18 protein-coding genes are annotated in these 20,525 nt (G+C 38.9%); 9 read left to right on the top strand and 9 right to left on the bottom strand.

Annotated features, from left to right (window positions below; genetic code table 11):
• Nucleotides 1–14: 14 nt before the first annotated feature.
• The 4 genes from CGC64_RS09195 to CGC64_RS09180 form a co-directional block, all read right to left on the bottom strand.
• A complete protein-coding gene (locus CGC64_RS09195) occupies nucleotides 15–572 on the bottom strand; it encodes a hypothetical protein (RefSeq protein ID WP_032855188.1) in 558 nt (185 codons plus the stop codon).
• A gap of 33 nt (nucleotides 573–605) precedes the next feature.
• Nucleotides 606–962: a hypothetical protein gene (locus CGC64_RS09190; protein WP_005677598.1), complete on the bottom strand. Its 357-nt coding sequence runs from the start codon at nucleotides 960–962 to the stop codon at nucleotides 606–608.
• 4 nt (nucleotides 963–966) lie between these two features.
• Nucleotides 967–1,506: an RNA polymerase sigma factor gene (locus CGC64_RS09185; protein WP_005677596.1), complete on the bottom strand. Its 540-nt coding sequence runs from the start codon at nucleotides 1,504–1,506 to the stop codon at nucleotides 967–969.
• A 200-nt stretch (nucleotides 1,507–1,706) separates the two neighbouring features.
• Complete coding sequence (locus tag CGC64_RS09180; RefSeq protein ID WP_005677594.1) at nucleotides 1,707–1,883, bottom strand: DUF4250 domain-containing protein; 177 nt, start codon at nucleotides 1,881–1,883, stop codon at nucleotides 1,707–1,709.
• Between the two features lie 449 nt (nucleotides 1,884–2,332).
• On the opposite strand from CGC64_RS09180, the gene CGC64_RS09175 reads away from it, so the two are divergent.
• From CGC64_RS09175 to CGC64_RS09160, 4 genes are all read left to right on the top strand, one after another.
• The gene (locus tag CGC64_RS09175) at nucleotides 2,333–2,770 is read left to right on the top strand and encodes a hypothetical protein (RefSeq protein ID WP_005677593.1); all 438 of its coding nucleotides are present in this window, start codon (nucleotides 2,333–2,335) and stop codon (nucleotides 2,768–2,770) included.
• A gap of 97 nt (nucleotides 2,771–2,867) precedes the next feature.
• Nucleotides 2,868–3,503, top strand: coding sequence for a DedA family protein (locus CGC64_RS09170; RefSeq protein WP_005677592.1), 636 nt, complete (start codon nucleotides 2,868–2,870; stop codon nucleotides 3,501–3,503).
• A 79-nt stretch (nucleotides 3,504–3,582) separates the two neighbouring features.
• Nucleotides 3,583–4,230, top strand: a complete 648-nt coding sequence (locus tag CGC64_RS09165) for a DUF47 domain-containing protein (protein WP_005677591.1) — start codon at nucleotides 3,583–3,585, stop codon at nucleotides 4,228–4,230.
• A gap of 15 nt (nucleotides 4,231–4,245) precedes the next feature.
• The gene (locus tag CGC64_RS09160; RefSeq protein ID WP_005677590.1) at nucleotides 4,246–5,262 is read left to right on the top strand and encodes an inorganic phosphate transporter; all 1,017 of its coding nucleotides are present in this window, start codon (nucleotides 4,246–4,248) and stop codon (nucleotides 5,260–5,262) included.
• Nucleotides 5,263–5,500: 238 nt separating this feature from the next.
• Here CGC64_RS09160 and dnaK read toward each other — a convergent pair whose 3' ends face one another.
• Nucleotides 5,501–7,420: a molecular chaperone DnaK gene (dnaK, locus tag CGC64_RS09155; protein ID WP_005677589.1), complete on the bottom strand. Its 1,920-nt coding sequence runs from the start codon at nucleotides 7,418–7,420 to the stop codon at nucleotides 5,501–5,503.
• 23 nt (nucleotides 7,421–7,443) lie between these two features.
• A complete protein-coding gene (locus CGC64_RS18950; RefSeq protein WP_005677588.1) occupies nucleotides 7,444–7,617 on the bottom strand; it encodes a hypothetical protein in 174 nt (57 codons plus the stop codon).
• 154 nt (nucleotides 7,618–7,771) lie between these two features.
• On the opposite strand from CGC64_RS18950, the gene CGC64_RS09150 reads away from it, so the two are divergent.
• Entirely contained in the window at nucleotides 7,772–9,028 is a 1,257-nt protein-coding gene (locus CGC64_RS09150; RefSeq protein ID WP_005677586.1) for a DUF3472 domain-containing protein, read from the top strand.
• A 126-nt stretch (nucleotides 9,029–9,154) separates the two neighbouring features.
• Here CGC64_RS09150 and CGC64_RS09145 read toward each other — a convergent pair whose 3' ends face one another.
• Nucleotides 9,155–9,946 carry an META domain-containing protein gene (locus CGC64_RS09145; protein WP_005677584.1) on the bottom strand — a complete coding sequence of 264 codons (792 nt, stop codon included), beginning with the start codon at nucleotides 9,944–9,946 and terminating at the stop codon, nucleotides 9,155–9,157.
• Nucleotides 9,947–10,089: 143 nt separating this feature from the next.
• Here CGC64_RS09145 and CGC64_RS09140 point away from each other — a divergent pair, with 143 nt between their 5' ends.
• From CGC64_RS09140 to recA, 4 genes are all read left to right on the top strand, one after another.
• Nucleotides 10,090–11,373: a hypothetical protein gene (locus CGC64_RS09140; protein WP_032855186.1), complete on the top strand. Its 1,284-nt coding sequence runs from the start codon at nucleotides 10,090–10,092 to the stop codon at nucleotides 11,371–11,373.
• Nucleotides 11,374–11,469: 96 nt separating this feature from the next.
• The gene (locus tag CGC64_RS09135; RefSeq protein WP_005677582.1) at nucleotides 11,470–12,663 is read left to right on the top strand and encodes a saccharopine dehydrogenase family protein; all 1,194 of its coding nucleotides are present in this window, start codon (nucleotides 11,470–11,472) and stop codon (nucleotides 12,661–12,663) included.
• Between the two features lie 29 nt (nucleotides 12,664–12,692).
• Complete coding sequence (gene bcp, locus CGC64_RS09130) at nucleotides 12,693–13,148, top strand: thioredoxin-dependent thiol peroxidase (RefSeq protein WP_004312515.1); 456 nt, start codon at nucleotides 12,693–12,695, stop codon at nucleotides 13,146–13,148.
• 18 nt (nucleotides 13,149–13,166) lie between these two features.
• Entirely contained in the window at nucleotides 13,167–14,201 is a 1,035-nt protein-coding gene (gene recA, locus CGC64_RS09125) for a recombinase RecA (protein WP_005677581.1), read from the top strand.
• A gap of 121 nt (nucleotides 14,202–14,322) precedes the next feature.
• Here the strand turns inward: recA and CGC64_RS09120 are convergent, their stop codons facing one another.
• Both CGC64_RS09120 and CGC64_RS09115 read right to left on the bottom strand, forming a co-directional pair.
• Complete coding sequence (locus tag CGC64_RS09120) at nucleotides 14,323–17,781, bottom strand: C1 family peptidase (protein WP_005677580.1); 3,459 nt, start codon at nucleotides 17,779–17,781, stop codon at nucleotides 14,323–14,325.
• Nucleotides 17,778–20,519, bottom strand: coding sequence for a tubulin-like doman-containing protein (locus tag CGC64_RS09115; protein ID WP_005677579.1), 2,742 nt, complete (start codon nucleotides 20,517–20,519; stop codon nucleotides 17,778–17,780). Before CGC64_RS09115 ends, CGC64_RS09120 begins: the two co-directional genes overlap by 4 nt.
• Between the last annotated feature and the right edge of the window lie 6 nt (nucleotides 20,520–20,525).

The following is a 20,525-nucleotide window of genomic DNA, read 5'->3' as shown; positions in this document are numbered from 1 at the left end:
CCTAATCCCTATTGTTATCCTTGGCGCGGAGCACGAGGTCTTTGTCCCTGATGATGTCCCTGTCCCGGTTTCTGACCTTTTCTGCGGTCAAACTCTTTCCTGAATTTATTCATATTACTCTTTTCCTGCTGATAGATTTTCATAATTTGCTTTTGAGAAAGTATCTTGCTGAATTCATTATAATACTTCTCACGAATATCAAGCATCTTACGGCTTTGAGCAAACTGGTTTCTCAACATGGTAGCAATCTGTTCGTCAGTCATTACCGGTCGCGGAGCATCCTTTTTATCGGTAGCCGATGTTCCTTGAGCTTTTTCGGCTCTTGGTTTATGGTTCATCATGCGGCACTCGCGCAGTTCTTTCAGATATTTCTCGTAAACCGGTGTAAACTTGGCGGCTGTCGCATCATCCAGCATCAAGGTTTTAACAATCTGATTCGTCTGCATCTGCATCATCTGCTCTTGTGTGGGACGTTGTTTCTTCTCCTTATTATCTCTATTTTGAGCTGAAAGGGTCATCTGGCTTCCCAACAAGAGAGCAGCCAAAACTACATAAATAAATTTCATCTTCATAATCTTTACATTTTTAATCATTGATTGAGTTACTTAATTCAAAAATATATCGTTTTCAGAGAAGCTGACGAGCTCTTCCAACTCCTCATCCGACAATTCTTTAATCCATTTGTCTACCGGATCCGTACCATTACTTCTGTCGACAGCCAATGTGTTCGAAGAAGACGATTTGACCTCATCCATTTGACGCAAGGACGGAACGAATAAAATTCCAGCTAATACTGCCGCTATGGCAACTACCGTAGAAATAATCAGCTTCATGTGAGACTTCCGCTGTTGTTTCACCCCGGTACGTTCCATTACCTTTCGTTGCACATCCTCGAAGAATCCGTCGGGGGTAGTGTAAGGGGTCCGTTTACCAATATCGTCAAAATCAAAATCCTTTTTCATCGTTCTACCTATTTAGTATATATTCCTTTATTTTTTCTTTTGCATAGTGGTAATTCACTTTCAGCGTATCCACCTTACTATCCAGCACCCGCGCAATTTCGTCATACTCAAGTTCATCGTAATAACGTAAGTTGAATACAAGCCGTTGCTTCTCCGGCAAACTCAAAATGGCTTCTTGAAACTTCACCGCCAGTTCGTTCTCATAATCTATATAATCAGAAGCCTTCAGTTTGCTCATCAATTCTTCCTGTACATCCTCCGCTGATACGACTCCTTCCTCTTTACGACTATTCAATAAGCGTAAACTTTCATTCGTCGCAATCCGGTAAATCCAGGTTGACAATGAACTTTCTTCGCGAAATTGATCGATATGTCGGAATATCCGGATAAAGACCTCCTGAAGCACATCTTCCGCATCTTCGTGAGACACGACCAGCCTACGGATATAATTATATATCGGTACCTGAAAAGAGTTCATCAGCATCTTGAATCCCCGTTCACGATCCGAGGAACAAGCTTCACGAATTTTATTCTCGTTTATCATCAATTCTATATCTGAGCTTTATTAGTTAGAACGCAGAAGAGTGTGGAAGTTAAATACAAGAATTCGTATTTTGCTTTTATTAACAAGGAAGAGGAGAAAAAGAAGTAGAATACAAGGAAAAGAAATTGCCTCCAAGACCTTTACAGAGGCTTTAGAGGCAATTCGAATACTTTATCTATAAATTGTAAATAAGAAGTCTGTTACCAGAACTTATTGTGTTCCGCACTATATTCAAAACCGACAGCTTTCAACTGATTCACTAATTCATCCTTATTTACGTCCATATCTTCACAAAGTTCGTCAAGTGAAGAATAGCAATCACGCAACTTCATATTGATAACGCTAAACAGCATCATCGGGTCTTTGGGTAATTCCATAACATACAATCTTTTTAAACCGGACGCAAAGTTACAGCAATCTCATTGAATGGCAAAACAAATCAATCTTAAAGGAAGCAGAAATTCGGGTATATCTTTTATAATATCCATTTGAGAACAAGGAAAATTGCAAAATAATAAATAAACAGTTATCCAACCAAGTGCTTTTCTACATTTCTCATACTGATGCTTCTTAAAGGTTAATAAATTACATTTCTACTAATAAGAGTGCTCAGACAGAAAAATGACTGTCCATTCATCCACATACGCCATTCATTTAGGATTTAAAAGATGAATGAGAAGCAATGTACTAACGGGATAACATATACTCCAATGAGATTTATGAGAGTAAATGCAGAAAACAGTTCCCGACAGCCGTAGATATAATTGTTAATTATACTTGTGAATATGTATTTCATATAAAAATAGTTTCTACATTTGTGGCCGTTATGATGAAGTACATATTCTGTATATTATTAGGTATATTTCTAAGTTGGGGATTCCAGTTGATTTCCGACGAAAGGCAAGAAGCATATCGGCCAGAAACCGGTAGTACCTATATACAAACTTGTGTTAATGCTTTTCATCCCGAAACTAAAACTATGATAAAACAACTAGGGAAAGAAAAGAAACTCGTCAAAGCAAAAGAAAATACAGGAAAGCAGGACTACAATGACAGTGACGGTGTCTTAAATCCATCCTCCTTCCGTTATTTCTCTCCTTCAAAGTTACTTAGATTCAATATTCATTCCGTTACTATCCGGATATTAAGTTCTTTAAAGATTCAACTTCCTAAGAATCAATGGACAGGTTTCTCATTCTATACTAATTTTATCAAATATTCCGATAGATATCACATCTATACATTAGGTCATATACTCATTTAGCCATTTTATACCTTTTATAGGCATAGAAAATTCATATTTTCTATGCCTTATTTGTTGTTCCTATCTTTTCCTTTTAATAACAATCAAAGTATATAAAATGGATTTTTTACTCAATTTTATACTCCATATTGACCAATATATGGCCATGATTGTGCGTGATTATCATGCATGGACCTATGCTATCTTATTCATCATAATCTTCTGTGAAACCGGATTAGTAGTCACTCCTTTCCTCCCGGGTGACTCTTTACTTTTCGTTGCCGGAGCGATCTCTGCGTTACCCGATATGCCTATCAGTATACACATACTCGTTATCATATTATTTGCTGCTGCCATATTAGGTGATTCATGCAATTATATGATTGGGCATTTCTTTGGTCGAAGGCTATTCAACAATCCTAAATCCAAGATATTCAAGCAAAGTCACTTGGAGAAAACGCACGAATTTTATAAGAAGTATGGTGGCAAAACCATTATCCTGGCACGCTTTATCCCCATAGTACGTACATTTGCCCCCTTCGTTGCAGGAATGGGGAAAATGAATTACTACTATTTTATGGTATATAATTTGGTTGGTGGAGCTGTCTGGGTAACTATATTCTGTTATGCAGGATATTTCTTCGGCGATCTCCCGTTTGTGCAGGAAAACCTAAAACTACTCATTGTAGCCATTATATTCATATCCATATTGCCTGCCGTAATTGAGGTCATACGCGCCAAGTTGAAATTTTAAACTGCCCAAACCATAGTCTGTATTCATTTGTTACTAATATAAATAAAGTAGAAAAAAACAATTTAAAGTTTTTACACTTATGAAAAATTCTTTTTTTAATCGGTTTACCCCAAAGGAACCGAAGTTTTTCCCGTTACTGAAACAATTATCAGAAGTACTTTCTGCCTCATCTGTTGCTTTAGTAGAAAGTCTGCAACATGACCAACCGACAGAACGCTCGGAGTACTACAAAAAGATCAAAGACCTCGAACGGGAAGGAGACAGACTGACACATCTGATTTTTGATGAATTAGGAACTACATTCATCACTCCCTTTGACCGTGAAGATATTCATGACTTAGCTTCTTGTATGGATGATGTCATCGACGGAATAAACAGTTGTGCCAAAAGGATTTCCATTTATAATCCTCGTCCTATTTCTGAAAGCGGAAAAGAACTGAGCCGTTTGATCCAAGAAGAAGCTATATATATTTGTAAAGCTATGGATGAACTCGAAACATTCCGCAAAAAGCCGACACTCCTCCGAGAATATTGCTCCAAACTGCATGAAATCGAAAACCAAGCGGATGATGTATATGAGTTCTTCATCACCAAACTCTTTGAAGAAGAAAAAGATTGTATCGAACTTATCAAGATTAAAGAAATCATGCACGAACTGGAAAAGACAACCGATGCTGCAGAGCATGTAGGTAAAATTCTGAAAAGCCTGATTGTAAAGTACGCATAAAAGAAGCCTGAACACATGGAATTATTAGTGACTATCATTATCCTAGCTCTGATATTCGACTATATCAACGGCTTTCACGATGCTGCAAACTCCATTGCCACTATCGTATCTACGAGAGTTCTTACCCCCTTCCAAGCTGTATTATGGGCTGCCTTCTTTAATTTCGTTGCTTTCTTTATCGCTAAATATATAATAGGCGGATTCGGAATTGCCAACACTGTATCCAAAACCGTAGTAGAGCAATATATTACTTTACCGATTATATTAGCAGGAGTTATTGCCGCTATCACTTGGAATCTGATTACTTGGTGGAAAGGTATCCCCTCCTCTTCTTCTCATACCCTTATCGGAGGATTTGCAGGAGCAGCTATCATGGCAAACGGATTTGAAGCTATTCAACTTAATATCATCCTAAAAATTGCAGCATTTATTTTTTTGGCTCCTTTTATTGGCATGGTCATTGCATTCGGATTCACTTTGTTCGTACTTTATATCTGCCGGCGAGCTCATCCTCATACCGCAGAGCAATGGTTCAAGAGATTACAACTTGTATCCTCCGCCCTTTTCAGTGTCGGACATGGTCTGAATGACTCTCAGAAAGTAATGGGTATCATAGCTGCCGCCATGATAGCCGCACATTCCATGGGATTGGGGATGGGCATAAATAGTATCAATGATCTGCCCGACTGGGTTGCCTTCTCCTGTTTTACGGCCATTTCACTCGGAACCATGTCCGGAGGTTGGAAGATAGTAAAAACAATGGGAACCAGAATCACCAAAGTAACTCCACTGGAAGGAGTGATTGCCGAAACAGCAGGTGCTTTCACTCTCTACATCACGGAAATGTTGAAAATTCCTGTAAGTACGACACATACTATCACAGGAGCAATCATCGGAGTAGGCGCAACAAAACGCCTTTCTGCTGTTCGTTGGGGAGTTACCAAAAGCCTGATGACGGCTTGGATTCTTACAATTCCGGTCAGCGGACTTTTAGCAGCCGGTGTTTATTTTATTGTTTCTTTATTTATATAATAAAACATATTCCAGCCATATAAAATAGCGTTTAGAAACACTTGATTCCCAAACGCTGTTTTATATCTATTTTTAGTCCTAAATATTTATATAAATCGCTTTAAGAAAAAACATCTATTCTTCTAACCTTCCTAATCAGTAAGTACATCATAACAAGCATATATCTCTCAAATAGAAAAAGAGCTGAAAGTCAATGATCTTCAGCTCTTTTTCTATATATTAAGCGTTTAGCAAATTCTTATTTGACTTCCTCAAAATCAGCATCTTGCACATTATCTCCATGCTTAGTTCCATTATCTTGCTGACCGGCACCGCCATTCATATCAGGCCCCGCCTGTGCGCCACCTTGTTGTGCACCACCTTGAGCATACATTTCAGCACTTGCAGCTTGGAAAGCAGTATTGATTTCTACCATAGCAGTATCAATAGCAGCCAAATCCTGAGCCTTATGAGCATCTTTCAGTTTCTGCAAAGCAGCTTCAATCGGAGCCTTCTTGTCAGCAGGCAACTTGTCACCTAATTCCTTCAACTGATTTTCAGTCTGGAATATTACGCTATCAGCCTGATTCAATTTATCAATCTTTTCACGTTCCTTCTTATCTGCTTCGGCGTTAGCTTCAGCTTCAGCTTTCATCTTTTCGATTTCTTCCTTGCTCAAACCACTGGAAGCCTCGATACGGATAGCTTGTTCCTTACCGGTTGCCTTATCTTTTGCAGATACCTTCAAGATACCGTTTGCATCAATATCAAATGTAACCTCAATCTGAGGAACACCACGACGAGCAGGAGCAATACCTGACAAGTTGAACTGACCGATTGATTTGTTCTGTGCAGCCATCGGACGTTCACCCTGCAATACATGGATCGTTACTTCACTCTGGTTATCGGCAGCAGTAGAGAATGTTTCACTCTTACGAGCCGGAATGGTAGTATTAGCATCAATCAGCTTAGTCATTACACCACCCAATGTTTCGATACCCATTGACAACGGAGTTACATCCAACAATACTACACCCTTGATTTCGTCTGTCAAAACAGCACCCTGTACAGCAGCACCGATAGCAACCACTTCATCTGGATTTACACCCTTAGAAGGAGCTTTTCCAAAGAAATCTTCCACCAATTTCTGTACAGCCGGAATACGTGAAGAACCACCTACAAGGATTACTTCGTCAATATCAGCATTGTTCAAGCCTGCATCACTCATCGCTTTCTTACATGGTTCAAGACAAGCCTGAATCAATCCGTGAGCCAAAGATTCGAATTTAGCACGAGTCAAAGTCTTAACCAAGTGCTTGGGCACACCGTTTACCGGCATGATATACGGCAAGTTAATTTCTGTACTTGTAGAAGAAGACAACTCGATCTTAGCTTTTTCAGCAGCTTCTTTCAAACGTTGCAAAGCCATTGGGTCCTGAGTCAAGTCAGCGCCTTCATCGTTCTTAAATTCCTCTACCAGCCAGTTGATGATTACCTGATCGAAGTCGTCACCACCAAGGTGAGTATCACCGTTTGTAGAAAGTACTTCGAATACACCACCACCAAATTCAAGAATAGATATATCGAATGTACCACCACCAAGGTCGAACACAGCAATCTTCATGTCTTTGTGAGCCTTGTCCAGACCATAAGCAAGAGCAGCGGCTGTCGGTTCGTTCACAATACGTTTTACTTCCAGACCGGCAATCTGTCCGGCTTCTTTCGTAGCCTGACGTTGAGAGTCAGAGAAATATGCAGGAACAGTGATTACTGCTTCCGTTACTTCCTGTCCAAGATAATCTTCAGCAGTTTTCTTCATTTTCTGAAGAATCATAGCAGAAATTTCCTGCGGAGTGTACAGACGTCCGTCGATGTCAACACGCGGAGTGTTGTTATCGCCTTTCACTACTTTATAAGGAACACGAGTAACTTCTTTCTGAACCTGGTCCCAATTTTCACCCATGAAACGTTTGATAGAGAAAATGGTACGTGTCGGGTTAGTAATAGCCTGACGTTTTGCAGGGTCGCCCACCTTACGTTCGCCACCATCTACGAAAGCGACAACAGAAGGAGTAGTACGTTTACCTTCACTGTTTGCAATTACTACCGGTTCGTTACCTTCAAATACAGCAACACAAGAGTTTGTAGTTCCTAAGTCAATACCAATAATTTTTCCCATGATCGTTATTTTTTTATTTATTATTATTCAATGATTTCTTTTTGTCCGGTTGTTTCTCCACTCCTGTTATGGAGCTTCGTCTCGAACGGACGCTTATTAAAAAGCAAACCGTGTGCCAAAAAGAAATTATACGAATGCATGACATAATATCTGCCAAAACGACAGTTTTTAATAAACTTCCTTGCCATGATAGCCATAAAGAAAGTTATTCAGTGACTGACACTAAAACAAATATTATCTATTCTGGTTCGATAAAGAGAATTAATTCTTAACTTTGCAATATTACACTATAAAACAACGAACTATTTATTAATATCGGAATTATACATAAAATCAATTAATGACATCTACATGAAAAATTTATTATGTTTACTTGCATTACTACTATGCACTACCGTATTTGCACAACCTCAACAAGTTGTCGTAGGAGTTTCCGGCAATGGCTATGTAACCCGGCAACAAGATGGTGCGCGAATAACACAAAGAGGAGTTACACATTGGACAAATCCTAAAAGTATCGTTAGTATTTACTTCTATTTGCATCAACCGACAACAGCCGATCTGTCACTGTATGCCAAAGGACATTCCGAAATCAAAGTCAGTTATGGAAAGAAGGGCTTCAAAGTCAATCTACAATCGAATGATTTCACTAAAGTTCCTGTTGGAAGTATCGATATACGACAGGCAGGGTATGTCCGTATCGACTTACAAGGAGTCTCTAAAAGTGGTGAGGGTTTCGGAGAAATTAAGCAGTTGATAGCAGACAATGTTACAGGTAAAAGTAATTATGTGAAAGACTTCTCTGACTATTGGGGACGCCGCGGTCCTTCCGTTCATTTGGGATATGCGCTACCTGAAGGTGATACTGAATGGTTCTACAATGAAATCACAGTGCCCAAAGAAGGCGAAACAATGCATAGCTACTACATGGCGGCCGGCTTCGGGGAAGGTTATTTCGGAATGCAATACAACTCCCCGACAGAACGCCGTATTCTTTTCTCGGTATGGAGTCCTTTTGATACACAAAACCCCAAAGAGATTCCGGATGACCAAAAGATTAAACTGTTACGCCAAGGCAAAGATGTACACATCGGAGAGTTTGGCAACGAAGGCTCAGGCGGACAAAGTTATTTGAAGTATCCCTGGAAAGCCGGTAATACATATAAATTTCTGATGCAAATCAGACCGGACGGGAATGGAAATACGACCTACACTGCCTATTTCTATGCAACAGATGAGAAAGAATGGAAATTAATAGCCAGTTTCTTACGCCCCAAAACCAACACATGGTATAAACGTCCTCACAGCTTCCTTGAGAATTTCAGTCCGGAACAAGGATATTTATCACGTGAAGTTTTCTTCGGCAACCAATGGGCACGTAGCAAAGAAGGTAAATGGTCCCGACTCACTGACGCTACCTTTACACACGATGCAACAGCGAGTGCCCAAGTCCGTCTCGACTATCAAGGTGGCAATACTAAAGACAATCGGTTTTATCTGAAAATGGGAGGCTTCTTTAACGAATCCGTTCCAATGGGAACTAAGTTCTATTGCAAGCCAACAGGCAAAGAACCGGAAATTGATTGGGAAGCATTGAAGCAATTGTAACAATCAGCTTCCACTATTAATTAGTTCATGAAACAAAAAACCGGCCTCACTGCAACAGATAGCAATGAGGCCGGTTTCATAAATATCAGGCTTTATTGATACAGCCTTTCCTATTTCTTATAATAATTACTTTTTCTCTAATACAATAACCAATGCATTATTGGCATCATACAGCCCAATGCCACCGCCTGCCAATACATCGAATGACTTTACTTCATTCAACGCTTTCAGGATCTTACCTTCTGTCTCCATGTCAGGACAAGCCATCATTGTACTTGCCACTCCCGGGAAGGAAATCGATTTGGCATTGCTCGTACTAGTTTCAAAACCTCCGTTAATCAGGTTGCATCCGGCATTACCATGAATAGACTTTTTCTTCACATCAAAAGCGATAAACGGTTGTTTCTCCATTCCTGAAGGAATCGCCTCACCATTTGCTTCTTTAATTTTCCATTCTCCATTCAACACTGAAAGTTTCACATCAGCCTCCTTCTTTTCAAGAACTACAACCGGACGATTGGAAGCATTGCAAAGATACATCTTCTCCTTACCTGCTTTCTTATATCCTTTCACTTGTGCAAGAGCACTCAATACATTCTTCTCGGTAGTCATATCCGGACACATCATCCGAGTACTGGCCATAGCACCTAACTCAAGGCTTCCCGGTTTCGCATTTACATCGAATGTACCCATCATACGGTTACATCCGCTATTACCGGACACACGACCGGTAGCCGTATCAAATGCAATAAACGGAAGGGTTCTACTTTCGCCCGGAGCAACTTTCGAGCCATTGACTTCTATAATATTCCACTCACCATTGATAGATGACACAGGAACTGCCTTCTCAACCGAACGGCATGAAGACATTGCAAGTGCTGCACCTGCAACGCAAATTGAAACAAAAACTTTCTTCATATTGTTATAACGTTTAAGTTAAATCGTGGACAAAGATACCAAAAAGATTGGGAAATAACACCCAATACAATATAAAATATATACATTTGCCATTGAATATACAACAAATGAACAATTTACATAGTTCACTTAAAGAAATAAATATGAGAACAATCGTCCTATCCGTGATTTTATTCTGTTGTGGTATGTCTCATGTTACCGCCCAAAGTGATTACATTGTCACTACCCCCTCCGCCCAGGAAATTCCTGCAAGTGAAGAAGAACAGTTTATCATAAAACACTTTCCTCTAAAACCTTTATGTAAATGGACTCCCGGAATGAAATTCATGTTTGCTCCTTCCGCACGGGAAATGTTTCTTCCTACCCTTTTAATATACAACACAGAAAAAGGAGTGGATAATAGCCTGATGAGACACAAAATACTCACTTTCACCGGAACCGAAGAGAAGGTTCAAAAAATAGCAGATGAAACAAACTACACCACTCGCTTCGTTTTCGAAGATGAAGGGGAAAAATATTATTATGACATAAAGAATATGCGGCTGGACGAGATATGCGAAAGAATGCCCCGTGCCTGCATCAACGGATTAGTTTACCTGCAAGATGTAGATACGGCAAAAGATCTGCTGATAGGAAAGACAATATACATACAATCCGAAACTGTCCGTGTGGATGATGCCAACAGCTATTCCGGCTATCGGGATATACCTATTTCCGTCAATACGGAAGCAACTGTCACGGCCGTCGGAGTGGGCAGCCAGGCATATCCCGTGAAAATCATATTCAAAGACACACAGGGACATTCCTATTATCTGGAAGTCGCCCTCTCACGGACAAACTCCGGTATGGACACGAGTGATTTTCAAGGTGAAAAGAGAATGAAATACTTTTCAAATTCGATCAGTTTTACGAATAAGAAGCTGGATAATATCGAAAGCCTGAAAAACAGGTACTTGGGGGCAACCGTTTATCCTAAAAAAACATTGTCTGCCAAAAGAGCTGTCTCTCTTGAAAACAAACAAATGGAGTCCCGCGTTCATCTTCCCCGGTACACTATCCTGACAATAAAAGAAGTTCGGATGCCCTCTCCCGGCAGTCTGGCTATTTTGACATTAAAAGACAAGAATGGAATTAGTTACGAAATGAAGGTTGACTTGAAGTATGACGTAATCACCAGAAACAACAATTATATTGAAGACCTTTTCGGGTTTGAAGATATACATAAAAAATATCCGGGCATTACCGAGAAACGTTGGCAAATCATTTCGCGGGGCGACCTCGAAGTAGGCATGAGTACGGATGAATGCCGGCTGTCTATCGGCGACCCGATAGAAATAGTACTGAAAAAGGATAACCGTTTTGAGAACTGGTTTTATAATGGCAAAACATTGGAATTCGAGAGTGGCACCTTGCAACGTTTCAAATAAAAAGGAGTATCGGCGAATGATTATCTGAAAATAATCACGTATATTTGCCAAGCTAACAATTCTAATATTCTTAATATTTAATTCGCAATTAACGAAATGGGTAGAGTTCTTATTATCGGTGCAGGCGGTGTTGGTACTGTCGTTGCACACAAAGTGGCACAAAATGCCGATGTATTTACAGATATCATGATTGCCAGCCGTACGAAAGAGAAATGCGACAAAATCGTCGAGGCAATAGGTAACCCTAATATAAAAACAGCAAAAGTAGACGCAGATAATGTGGACGAGTTGGTAGCCTTATTCAACAATTTCAAACCTGAAATGGTGATTAACGTTGCCCTCCCTTATCAGGACTTGACCATTATGGAAGCATGTCTGAAAGCCGGAGTTAACTATCTGGACACTGCCAACTACGAACCCAAAGATGAAGCTCATTTTGAATACAGTTGGCAATGGGCTTATCATGAACGTTTCAAAGAAGCTGGTCTGACAGCTATCCTCGGCTGTGGATTCGATCCGGGAGTGAGCGGTATCTATACCGCCTACGCCGCCAAGCATTATTTCGACGAAATCCAATATCTGGACATCGTAGACTGTAATGCCGGCAATCACCACAAAGCATTTGCAACCAACTTCAATCCGGAAATCAATATCCGCGAAATTACCCAGAACGGACGTTATTATGAAAACGGCCAATGGGTAACTACCGGTCCGCTGGAAATCCACAAAGACCTGACTTATCCGAATATCGGTCCCCGCGATTCATATCTCCTTTATCACGAAGAACTGGAATCATTGGTGAAACACTTCCCGACAATTAAACGCGCACGTTTCTGGATGACCTTCGGACAGGAATATCTGACCCACCTGCGTGTTATCCAGAACATCGGTATGGCTCGTATTGACGAAGTAGATTACAACGGAGTGAAGATCGTACCTCTGCAATTCTTGAAAGCCGTTCTGCCTAATCCACAGGATTTGGGCGAGAACTACGAAGGAGAAACCTCTATCGGTTGTCGCATCCGTGGTCTGAAAGATGGAAAAGAACGTACGTATTATGTTTACAATAATTGCATCCATCAGGAAGCCTATAAAGAAACAGGTATGCAAGGAGTAAGCTACACTACCGGAGTTCCGGCCATGATTGGCGCCATGATGTTCTTCAAAGGAGAATGGAAACGTCCGGGCGTAAACAATGTAGAAGAATTTAATCCGGATCCGTTCATGGAACAACTGAACAAGCAAGGTTTGCCTTGGCACGAAGTGTTCGATAAAGATTTGGAGTTGTAGGAGATCAGTCGTATATTAAAAAGAAAGTTATGATTAACGTAGGAGATAAAGCACCGGAAGTATTAGGCATCAATGAGAAAGGTGAAGAAATCCGTCTGAGTGCTTACAAGGGAAAAAAGATTGTGTTGTATTTCTATCCGAAAGACAGCACATCCGGTTGTACGGCACAAGCATGTAATCTGCGCGACAACTATTCAGAATTGCGTAAAGCCGGTTACGAAGTAATCGGTGTCAGCGTGGACAATGAAAAGTCGCACCAGAAGTTTATCGAAAAGAACAATCTTCCTTTTACGTTGATAGCCGACACTGACAAAAAGTTAGTGGAAGAATTCGGCGTATGGGGAGAAAAGAAACTGTACGGACGTGCTTATATGGGTACTTTCCGCACCACTTTCCTTATTAACGAAGAAGGAATTGTGGAACGGATTATCACTCCGAAAGAAGTAAAGACTAAAGAGCATGCCTCACAGATTTTAAATCAATAATTCCATTAATTATAAGGTATGGCAAAGAAAGACGAACTTAATTTTGAAACAGATAATAAAATGGCATCAAGCGAAAAACTAAAAGCCTTACAGGCTGCCATGGAAAAGATAGAAAAGAGCTTCGGTAAAGGTTCTATCATGAAAATGGGTGACGACAGTGTTGAACAAGTGGAAGTGATCCCGACAGGCTCTATCGCCTTGAACGTGGCACTAGGTGTAGGAGGTTACCCCAGAGGTAGAATCATCGAAATCTATGGCCCGGAATCTTCCGGTAAAACAACATTGGCTATCCACGCCATTGCCGAAGCACAAAAAGCCGGTGGTATCGCTGCTTTTATTGATGCCGAACACGCTTTCGACCGTTTCTATGCAGCCAAACTGGGAGTTAACATTGACGATTTGTATATTTCCCAACCGGATAACGGAGAGCAGGCATTGGAAATCGCCGAACAACTGATCCGCTCCTCCGCTATCGATATCATTGTTATCGACTCCGTAGCCGCATTGACCCCTAAAGCTGAAATCGAAGGCGATATGGGTGACAACAAAGTAGGTCTTCAGGCACGTTTGATGTCGCAGGCATTACGTAAACTGACAGCAGCCGTTAGTAAGACACGTACTACTTGCATCTTTATCAATCAGCTCCGCGAGAAAATCGGTGTTATGTTCGGTAACCCAGAAACAACAACCGGTGGTAACGCACTGAAGTTCTATGCTTCCGTTCGTTTGGATATTCGCGGTAGCCAAGCGATTAAAGACGGCGAAGAGGTACTCGGAAAGCTGACTAAAGTGAAAGTGGTGAAGAACAAGGTGGCACCTCCTTTCCGCAGAGCAGAATTCGACATAATGTTCGGTGAAGGTATCTCCCACTCCGGAGAAATCATCGACTTGGGCGCCGATCTGGGAATTATCAAGAAAAGCGGTTCATGGTATAGCTACAATGATACAAAGCTAGGTCAGGGACGTGATGCTGCAAAACAATGTATCGCTGACAATCCGGAGCTTGCAGAAGAACTGGAGGGCTTGATTTTTGAAGCACTAAAGAAAGTATAATTAGTTTTCACTTTTAGATGAAAAATGAATTAAAGTAACTGGGGGAATATTCGTATAAAAAACGATATTCCCCCAGTTTATAATATACTATTATAATTTCTATTCTTACAAAACAAAATGATTATGCCAAATTCAACATTTTTATATCTTTCATATTTAATCGATTTTCTTGAACAACAACTAAATTGAAAATAGATACTGTTGAATCACATGATGGTTTAGTTCTAAAATATTTTGGGTATATCTGCTCCCACTTCATCCGTTCACTTTGCATATCGGTATGAATAAATAGATGTTGAGTAATAGAAGTATTCCCTGTTACGTCCTTTCTTTCATTTTGCAAAAAGACTTCAGAATTAGTATCCATAAGTAATAACAATTGTGAAGGATCAGCATATTTAGGATCCAAATATGGATATACTTTTTCTCCCATTATATAGTTGTAGACTGTGAAACCATCTAAAGAAGCGAGAAGTTTGTCTATCAGTTGCTGTCTTATACCATTTTTATATTTTCTGATCGTATCTTCACTCAAATCATATCCTTCAAAATAGCAATATAATTTAATATCATCCACTATTGTTTTTTTTTCTCTTTCAAAATATGCATCAAGCACTTCATTTGATAACAAAGAGAGGAATGGAACTTCTGTAGCGACATTCATCTCCTTTATTTTCTTACTCTCCTCGTCATACCAAACAGAAAGATTACCTACATAGGATTTTAGCGATTGATAACGTTGCATAAATGTACTCTGAAGAGTAGCCAATCTATCTATTACCATTCCTGCAAGATACAACTCCAAGTGAAGAGTATCTTGCTGATTCTGTAATTTATGATGCTGATTAGCAATATTGATAACCTGTTCAGCCAATTCCTGTTCCAGTTTTCTGCGATAGTGCTTCCGGTAAGGAAAATAAAGAGAAAGAAGCCCTGACAGAAGCAGGCAGCTTACCAAAATCCCCCAATTAACCCCATCAGAAAACCATTCATCAAACTTGCTGAAATAAAAAGTACTTGCACAGAAGAGTAGCATTATTACTATTAATACTACAATCCATATTCCAAAAGTACGAGTCGTTTCGTCGTATGCGGTAAGAGCTTTTGTTCGATCTGTCTGTATGAACTGATTTTTCCGCGAATTCAACTGATTAACCTCATCATTCAGACGCTCAAGAGTCATATCATAAATACGTTCCCGGTTACTATTATTCCCCAAAGTCTGCATTAATGTATCATAAGCGATTCGACATTCAGCGTATGCACGTTGATAAGTATTCAATAAACGTTTCTCTTCATCAATAAGAATACGTATAATAGAACACCTGATATTATTGTCTGTTTTATTAAAAGAGGCAGTTGTTTTTTGAGCTATTCCCCCAACCTTGACTTCACTGCTTATCTGCGTTATAATACAAGCCATATTTGTCAATTCGGTATCTTCTATGTAAGAATATGGAATATAGCAGTATCCCTTATCACCAAAATCTTTTCCCCACGAATTACGTACAATGAAAATACGTTCATCATCACTATATCCGCAAACAATCATTGCATGATTTCCATATTCCTTACTCTTTATTTCTGCCTCTGTCGGGCGAAATATAAATCCTGAATTACTATTTCCAAAAGAATCATATATCCTCATTGATACAGCAATGGGATATCCGTCAGATAGAGCTGACTTAAAATCGTCTATTGTAAGATTTACATTTTTAGCTTCTTTTATAAGTCTTTGAAGCGCATCTTCATAGGCCTCAATTCCAGGCTTAGTTGTATAATTTTTCGGTTTATAGGGAAATAGCTTTTCCAAACAGATTCCCTGCTTAATGATACTGCTTATAACCTCATATAAAGAGCTCCCGGTATCTTCCATTACTTTATTGTTCTTTTCTCTTACATTATAGTATACGAAAGCTTCACTCAAATCATATTCAGTAAATGAATTTTTCTTCAGAATATATTCATAAATGGAAGATATGGAAAAAACGGAACAACTACCTTGACTGCCTTGATTCTTAACACTAGTAAATCCTAATCGAAGATCTACATTCTTTTCTGAAACGGCATGACTTTGATAAGTTTCTGTTAATGGTTTTTCTTCTATATCAAGCAGTTTGTAAACTGTACCTTCGTATATAAACCCGTTTTCAGTTAAACGCTTCTTACTCGTTTCTTCATTCTCCAATTGCTGAGAGAGAGAAGATAATTCTTTGCTTTTTTGTCGGATATAATTCGTTGATTCGCGCATCTTCACGCGCAATTCTTTAATTTCGCCCAGTGGAAGATAAATATCCTTATTGCCATCCTCTGGAGTAGTTAGTACAGCGGGAATAATCTGTTCCTTACCTTCTTCGTCCGTAAAACGTTTAATGAGTTTATTGTTTTCTCTAATAAAGATATTGGCAGCTTCACTGTCACAATCATCTATGGTCAATTGTTGCTTATTAAACAAATTTCCTTTGAGCAGATTATCATCCACCCCTAACAATTGAGCCATTGCTGCTTGTTTTTCGGGAAGCGTCAAGTCTTTATCGTAAATAAAGGACTGAAATTCTTTAGATAATTCCTCTATTTTTTCATCCAATTTGGGCGTAATAATTGTTATAATATCATCATGCTTCTTCCCTTCTTTCAATAAAGGTGCTACTTCCTGTTGGTAAAAATCGGAGACCAAATGCGTTTGGTTCTCCAAATGTTTTTGCACTATCTGTGACACCTTGTTAACGTCTACTTCTTTTTGCATAACCTTCTCTCGCTCCAAGACATATAGATAAGCTCTTCGTATTAGATAATGAACGAAGTAATATTTATCAAAATTTAGAACAGACAGCCCAAAAGTAATAATATTACGATCACTAAAATCCTCAGTGACAGGGAATAGAGTGGTATAATGCTCAATAGATAAGAGTGCCAATTCTCCTATAATCCGAATAAAAGCGTCATGATTAAGATTGAGTGCAATACCTTGAGAATTACAATTTTGCATGAGAATGAAATGAGCAAAGTTCCTTTCTTGCTCTTTCATTGCAACGATTTCTTCTACCACCTTCTTCGCTATTTGAAGATTAGTTTGTAGATTGTCCGCCTTTTCTGAAGGAAGAAACAAAAAAGCCATATCCGCTGCTATTCCTAATATATCTATTGTATATTGTTGCTGTATACCCCCATTCAATAATCTAACTATTCGTTGTACAATACTCCACAGTTGCTTATCATATAAAGGTAAGTAGATACAAAGATGTAGACTGTTACTATCACCCGGATTACTGATTGTTACGGTTTTATTATACAATTCAGAGAAAAAAAGTTTTATTTCTTCATCATTTATTACACATCTTTCTGCTTTTAATCTAATCTGGTAAAGATTCTCCAATCCTGAATAGAATATTTCGGTTTCATTGGATTCCTGAAGTTCTGCACTATCAATCTGTATAGAGTTGTCATTCTGCAAAGACCATATCAACGTAGTAAAATACGAAGAAGCGTTACCTTCTCCGTATTTTATAATATACTTCCTCAGATCAATTCCCGATTGTTCAAACTCAGATCCAAGCAACAGGTGAACAGTGTGTATCATAATTCTTTCTTTACGTATTCCAGTTCTTCAGTAATCAATTTACGGATACTCTCAAAACCTTTAGCTTTAATTTGCTCTTTTGTCAAACTGATTTGTGAGTACTTATCAAAATAATAAAGTTTAGCGTCATCAATTAAAGCTTGCATAGCCTCTGCTCCTTTAGTTTTCTGAAACTGTTCGAAGTATTGATTAAATTCCTTACGAACACTATTTTTACTTCTCTTAAAAGCATCAAAAGCTTCATCACGATATTTCAACAACTCCACCCAATTATCATCTAAAGGATCTCCATACTCTTCACTTTGATAATAGTATTTGTCATTTTCATTTTTAATAAGCCCAAAGATGAACCCTTTCACCCATAATTCAAGCGTATCGTCAATCGCTGCTTTCGGATAAAGATTGTATTCTTCGCGTAACATTTTGTTTCGAATAATGGCATCAAAATGACAGCAAGCATTACAGTTATTATATTTTTCTTCATACGAAGGTAATGGGGTTATGCAATATGCCGGTACTACACCGACTTGGCGATAGATGATAACTCTATCTTTAACCCCGATACTCGCGAAATCTAAATTGACACTTCCAGGAGGTAACAAATTTTTCAGTTTGTTATCTTCAACCAAACGAGAGTTTTTCTTATCCGGCACACCTATATAATAACTATCACATGGTTTTTCTTGTGGAGTATATCCACGATAATTATATCTGAACAACGGTGCCGACTTATTAATTGCCATCTTCAAAATATGCGTAAAGGATTCTTCATCCATTTTATTCATTATATCATCGACAGTAGTCTTAGCCCAGACACGTGCAGTAGACAGAGTGTGAGCATAATCAAGAAATATTTTTTCTATTTCAGTAGTACGCTTATCGCTGAACTCATATATTTTTTCCGGATAAATCAATGATTTCAGGAATTCTTCTACTTGAATCTCCTCTTCTTCAAGTACTACCTTATTTACAAATGATTGAGCAAGATCTATCTGGAAAGTTTGTGATGCTTTACCCACTCTATTTTGTATCTCAGCCAAACGATTAGTATAATTAGAGAATATTGCAACAAGCATATCTTTTATATTGGATATTCTTGTATAATATTCCAGCAATTCGGCTTGTAGTCCTGTATAAAAAGTAATTGCAGCTTTTCGCCGAATAATTTCACGCTCATTGATGACTAATTGAGTTGCAGCGTTTATCACATCTTCGCAATACTCCTCGGCTCTTGCTTTGTTTTTGAAAAGTTTAGAATCATAATCACTCAAATCTTTTACCGCCATTTTTACTGCTGCTTCCAAACCCGGCTTTCTGTTACTCAAATCATCCAATTCACTATTCATTTCTTTCATGAACACATTGATTTGTGCTTGTATTCCCAAAATAATACTTTCAGCAGCGCCAATACCACATTCTTGATTAATTTCTTTAACTATCAACTTGCGTAATTCATCAGATACACGTTCACTCAAGCTTTGTATTTTTCCATTAACTTCTCCTTCTTTAGGCATTGCACTATTGATAAACAAGTCGACTTCCGTTTGTGCATTCGCACGATTGTCAATCGCAGAAAATGGACTACGAGGAGATTTATTGAGTATGTAGTCTATCACATTGTCAAAACCATTATTCTCACGTATATTAACATCTTTCGAATCTATCCACTGGTTGACAATCGTATCTGCATCGACGCATGAATTAAGCAACAGTTCAATCAATCTTTTGGCCGACTTAATGGAATATATTTCGCTTAAATCACGTCCTCTGAATAGAATCTCACAAACTCCAAGGCCTGCTGCCCACGCTTTCTTATTTTCTATATCCATTGACCCCTCACGTATATTCTTTTCCAGGTTGTCACTGACACTGGCAGATGTAGTAGAGAGTTCTCCGGCGGAAGTAATCAAAGCCAAACTGATCATTTCAGCAATCTGATCAATATGAGTATATGTATCATTATTCGGATTTTTGTTATCTATAAAAATAAATGCATTGAAAGGTCTATCATTCGTTTCCTGAATATAGTTAATATAATCAAAAGCTATTTTATCACTTTTCATGTGAAGATGCATCAACCAATCAAGGTCTTGAATGGCTCCATAAGCATTCGGTTTGACTTTTGCCATACCAGCATTAGACATAGCCTCAAATACATCCGGAAGAACACCATACCCTGTCAATTTACAATTTGGAGCAAATTTTCTAAGGAGATAAGCCATATTAATAAATGTGCCACAGCCTGTTCCCCCACAAAGCGAAAATACAATATGCACCTCAATCTCATTGGCCAACAACTCATACTTTTCATTATTAGAAATATTAGCACGTGTAATGTCCGTCAATACTGAAACAATCTTATTTTCAACCTCAGTATGATTCACTGTAATTGCAAAACGGCCGTTACTACGAATTTGTCCGGCTCCCAAAGTCATCGATGTCAACGCATAAATATTCTCTTCCGGCAGCCATGCAAAATGTTCTTTATTAACTTCGTAAATAGGACGTGCCTCATCTACTCTAATGGGCAATTGCTCATTCGGTGTAAGTACGACATTTCCATACTTTGAATCAAGCTCTTTTTTATACTCACCCCCATCAGTATCTATGCCTAAGAAACCGATCATTGGAGGAACCTCTCCATATGTTTCAATAAACATTTTCTTTGTATGGAGCAGCGATTTCATACCTGTTCCGCCAAGGCCTATATATAGGCAACGTTTGATTTTAGTAGCCATAGTTGT

This window comes from Bacteroides caccae (assembly GCF_002222615.2).
GTDB classification, from domain to species: domain Bacteria; phylum Bacteroidota; class Bacteroidia; order Bacteroidales; family Bacteroidaceae; genus Bacteroides; species Bacteroides caccae.
Note: the sequence above shows the minus strand (reverse complement) of the source record. Positions and strands in the feature narration are given on the sequence as shown.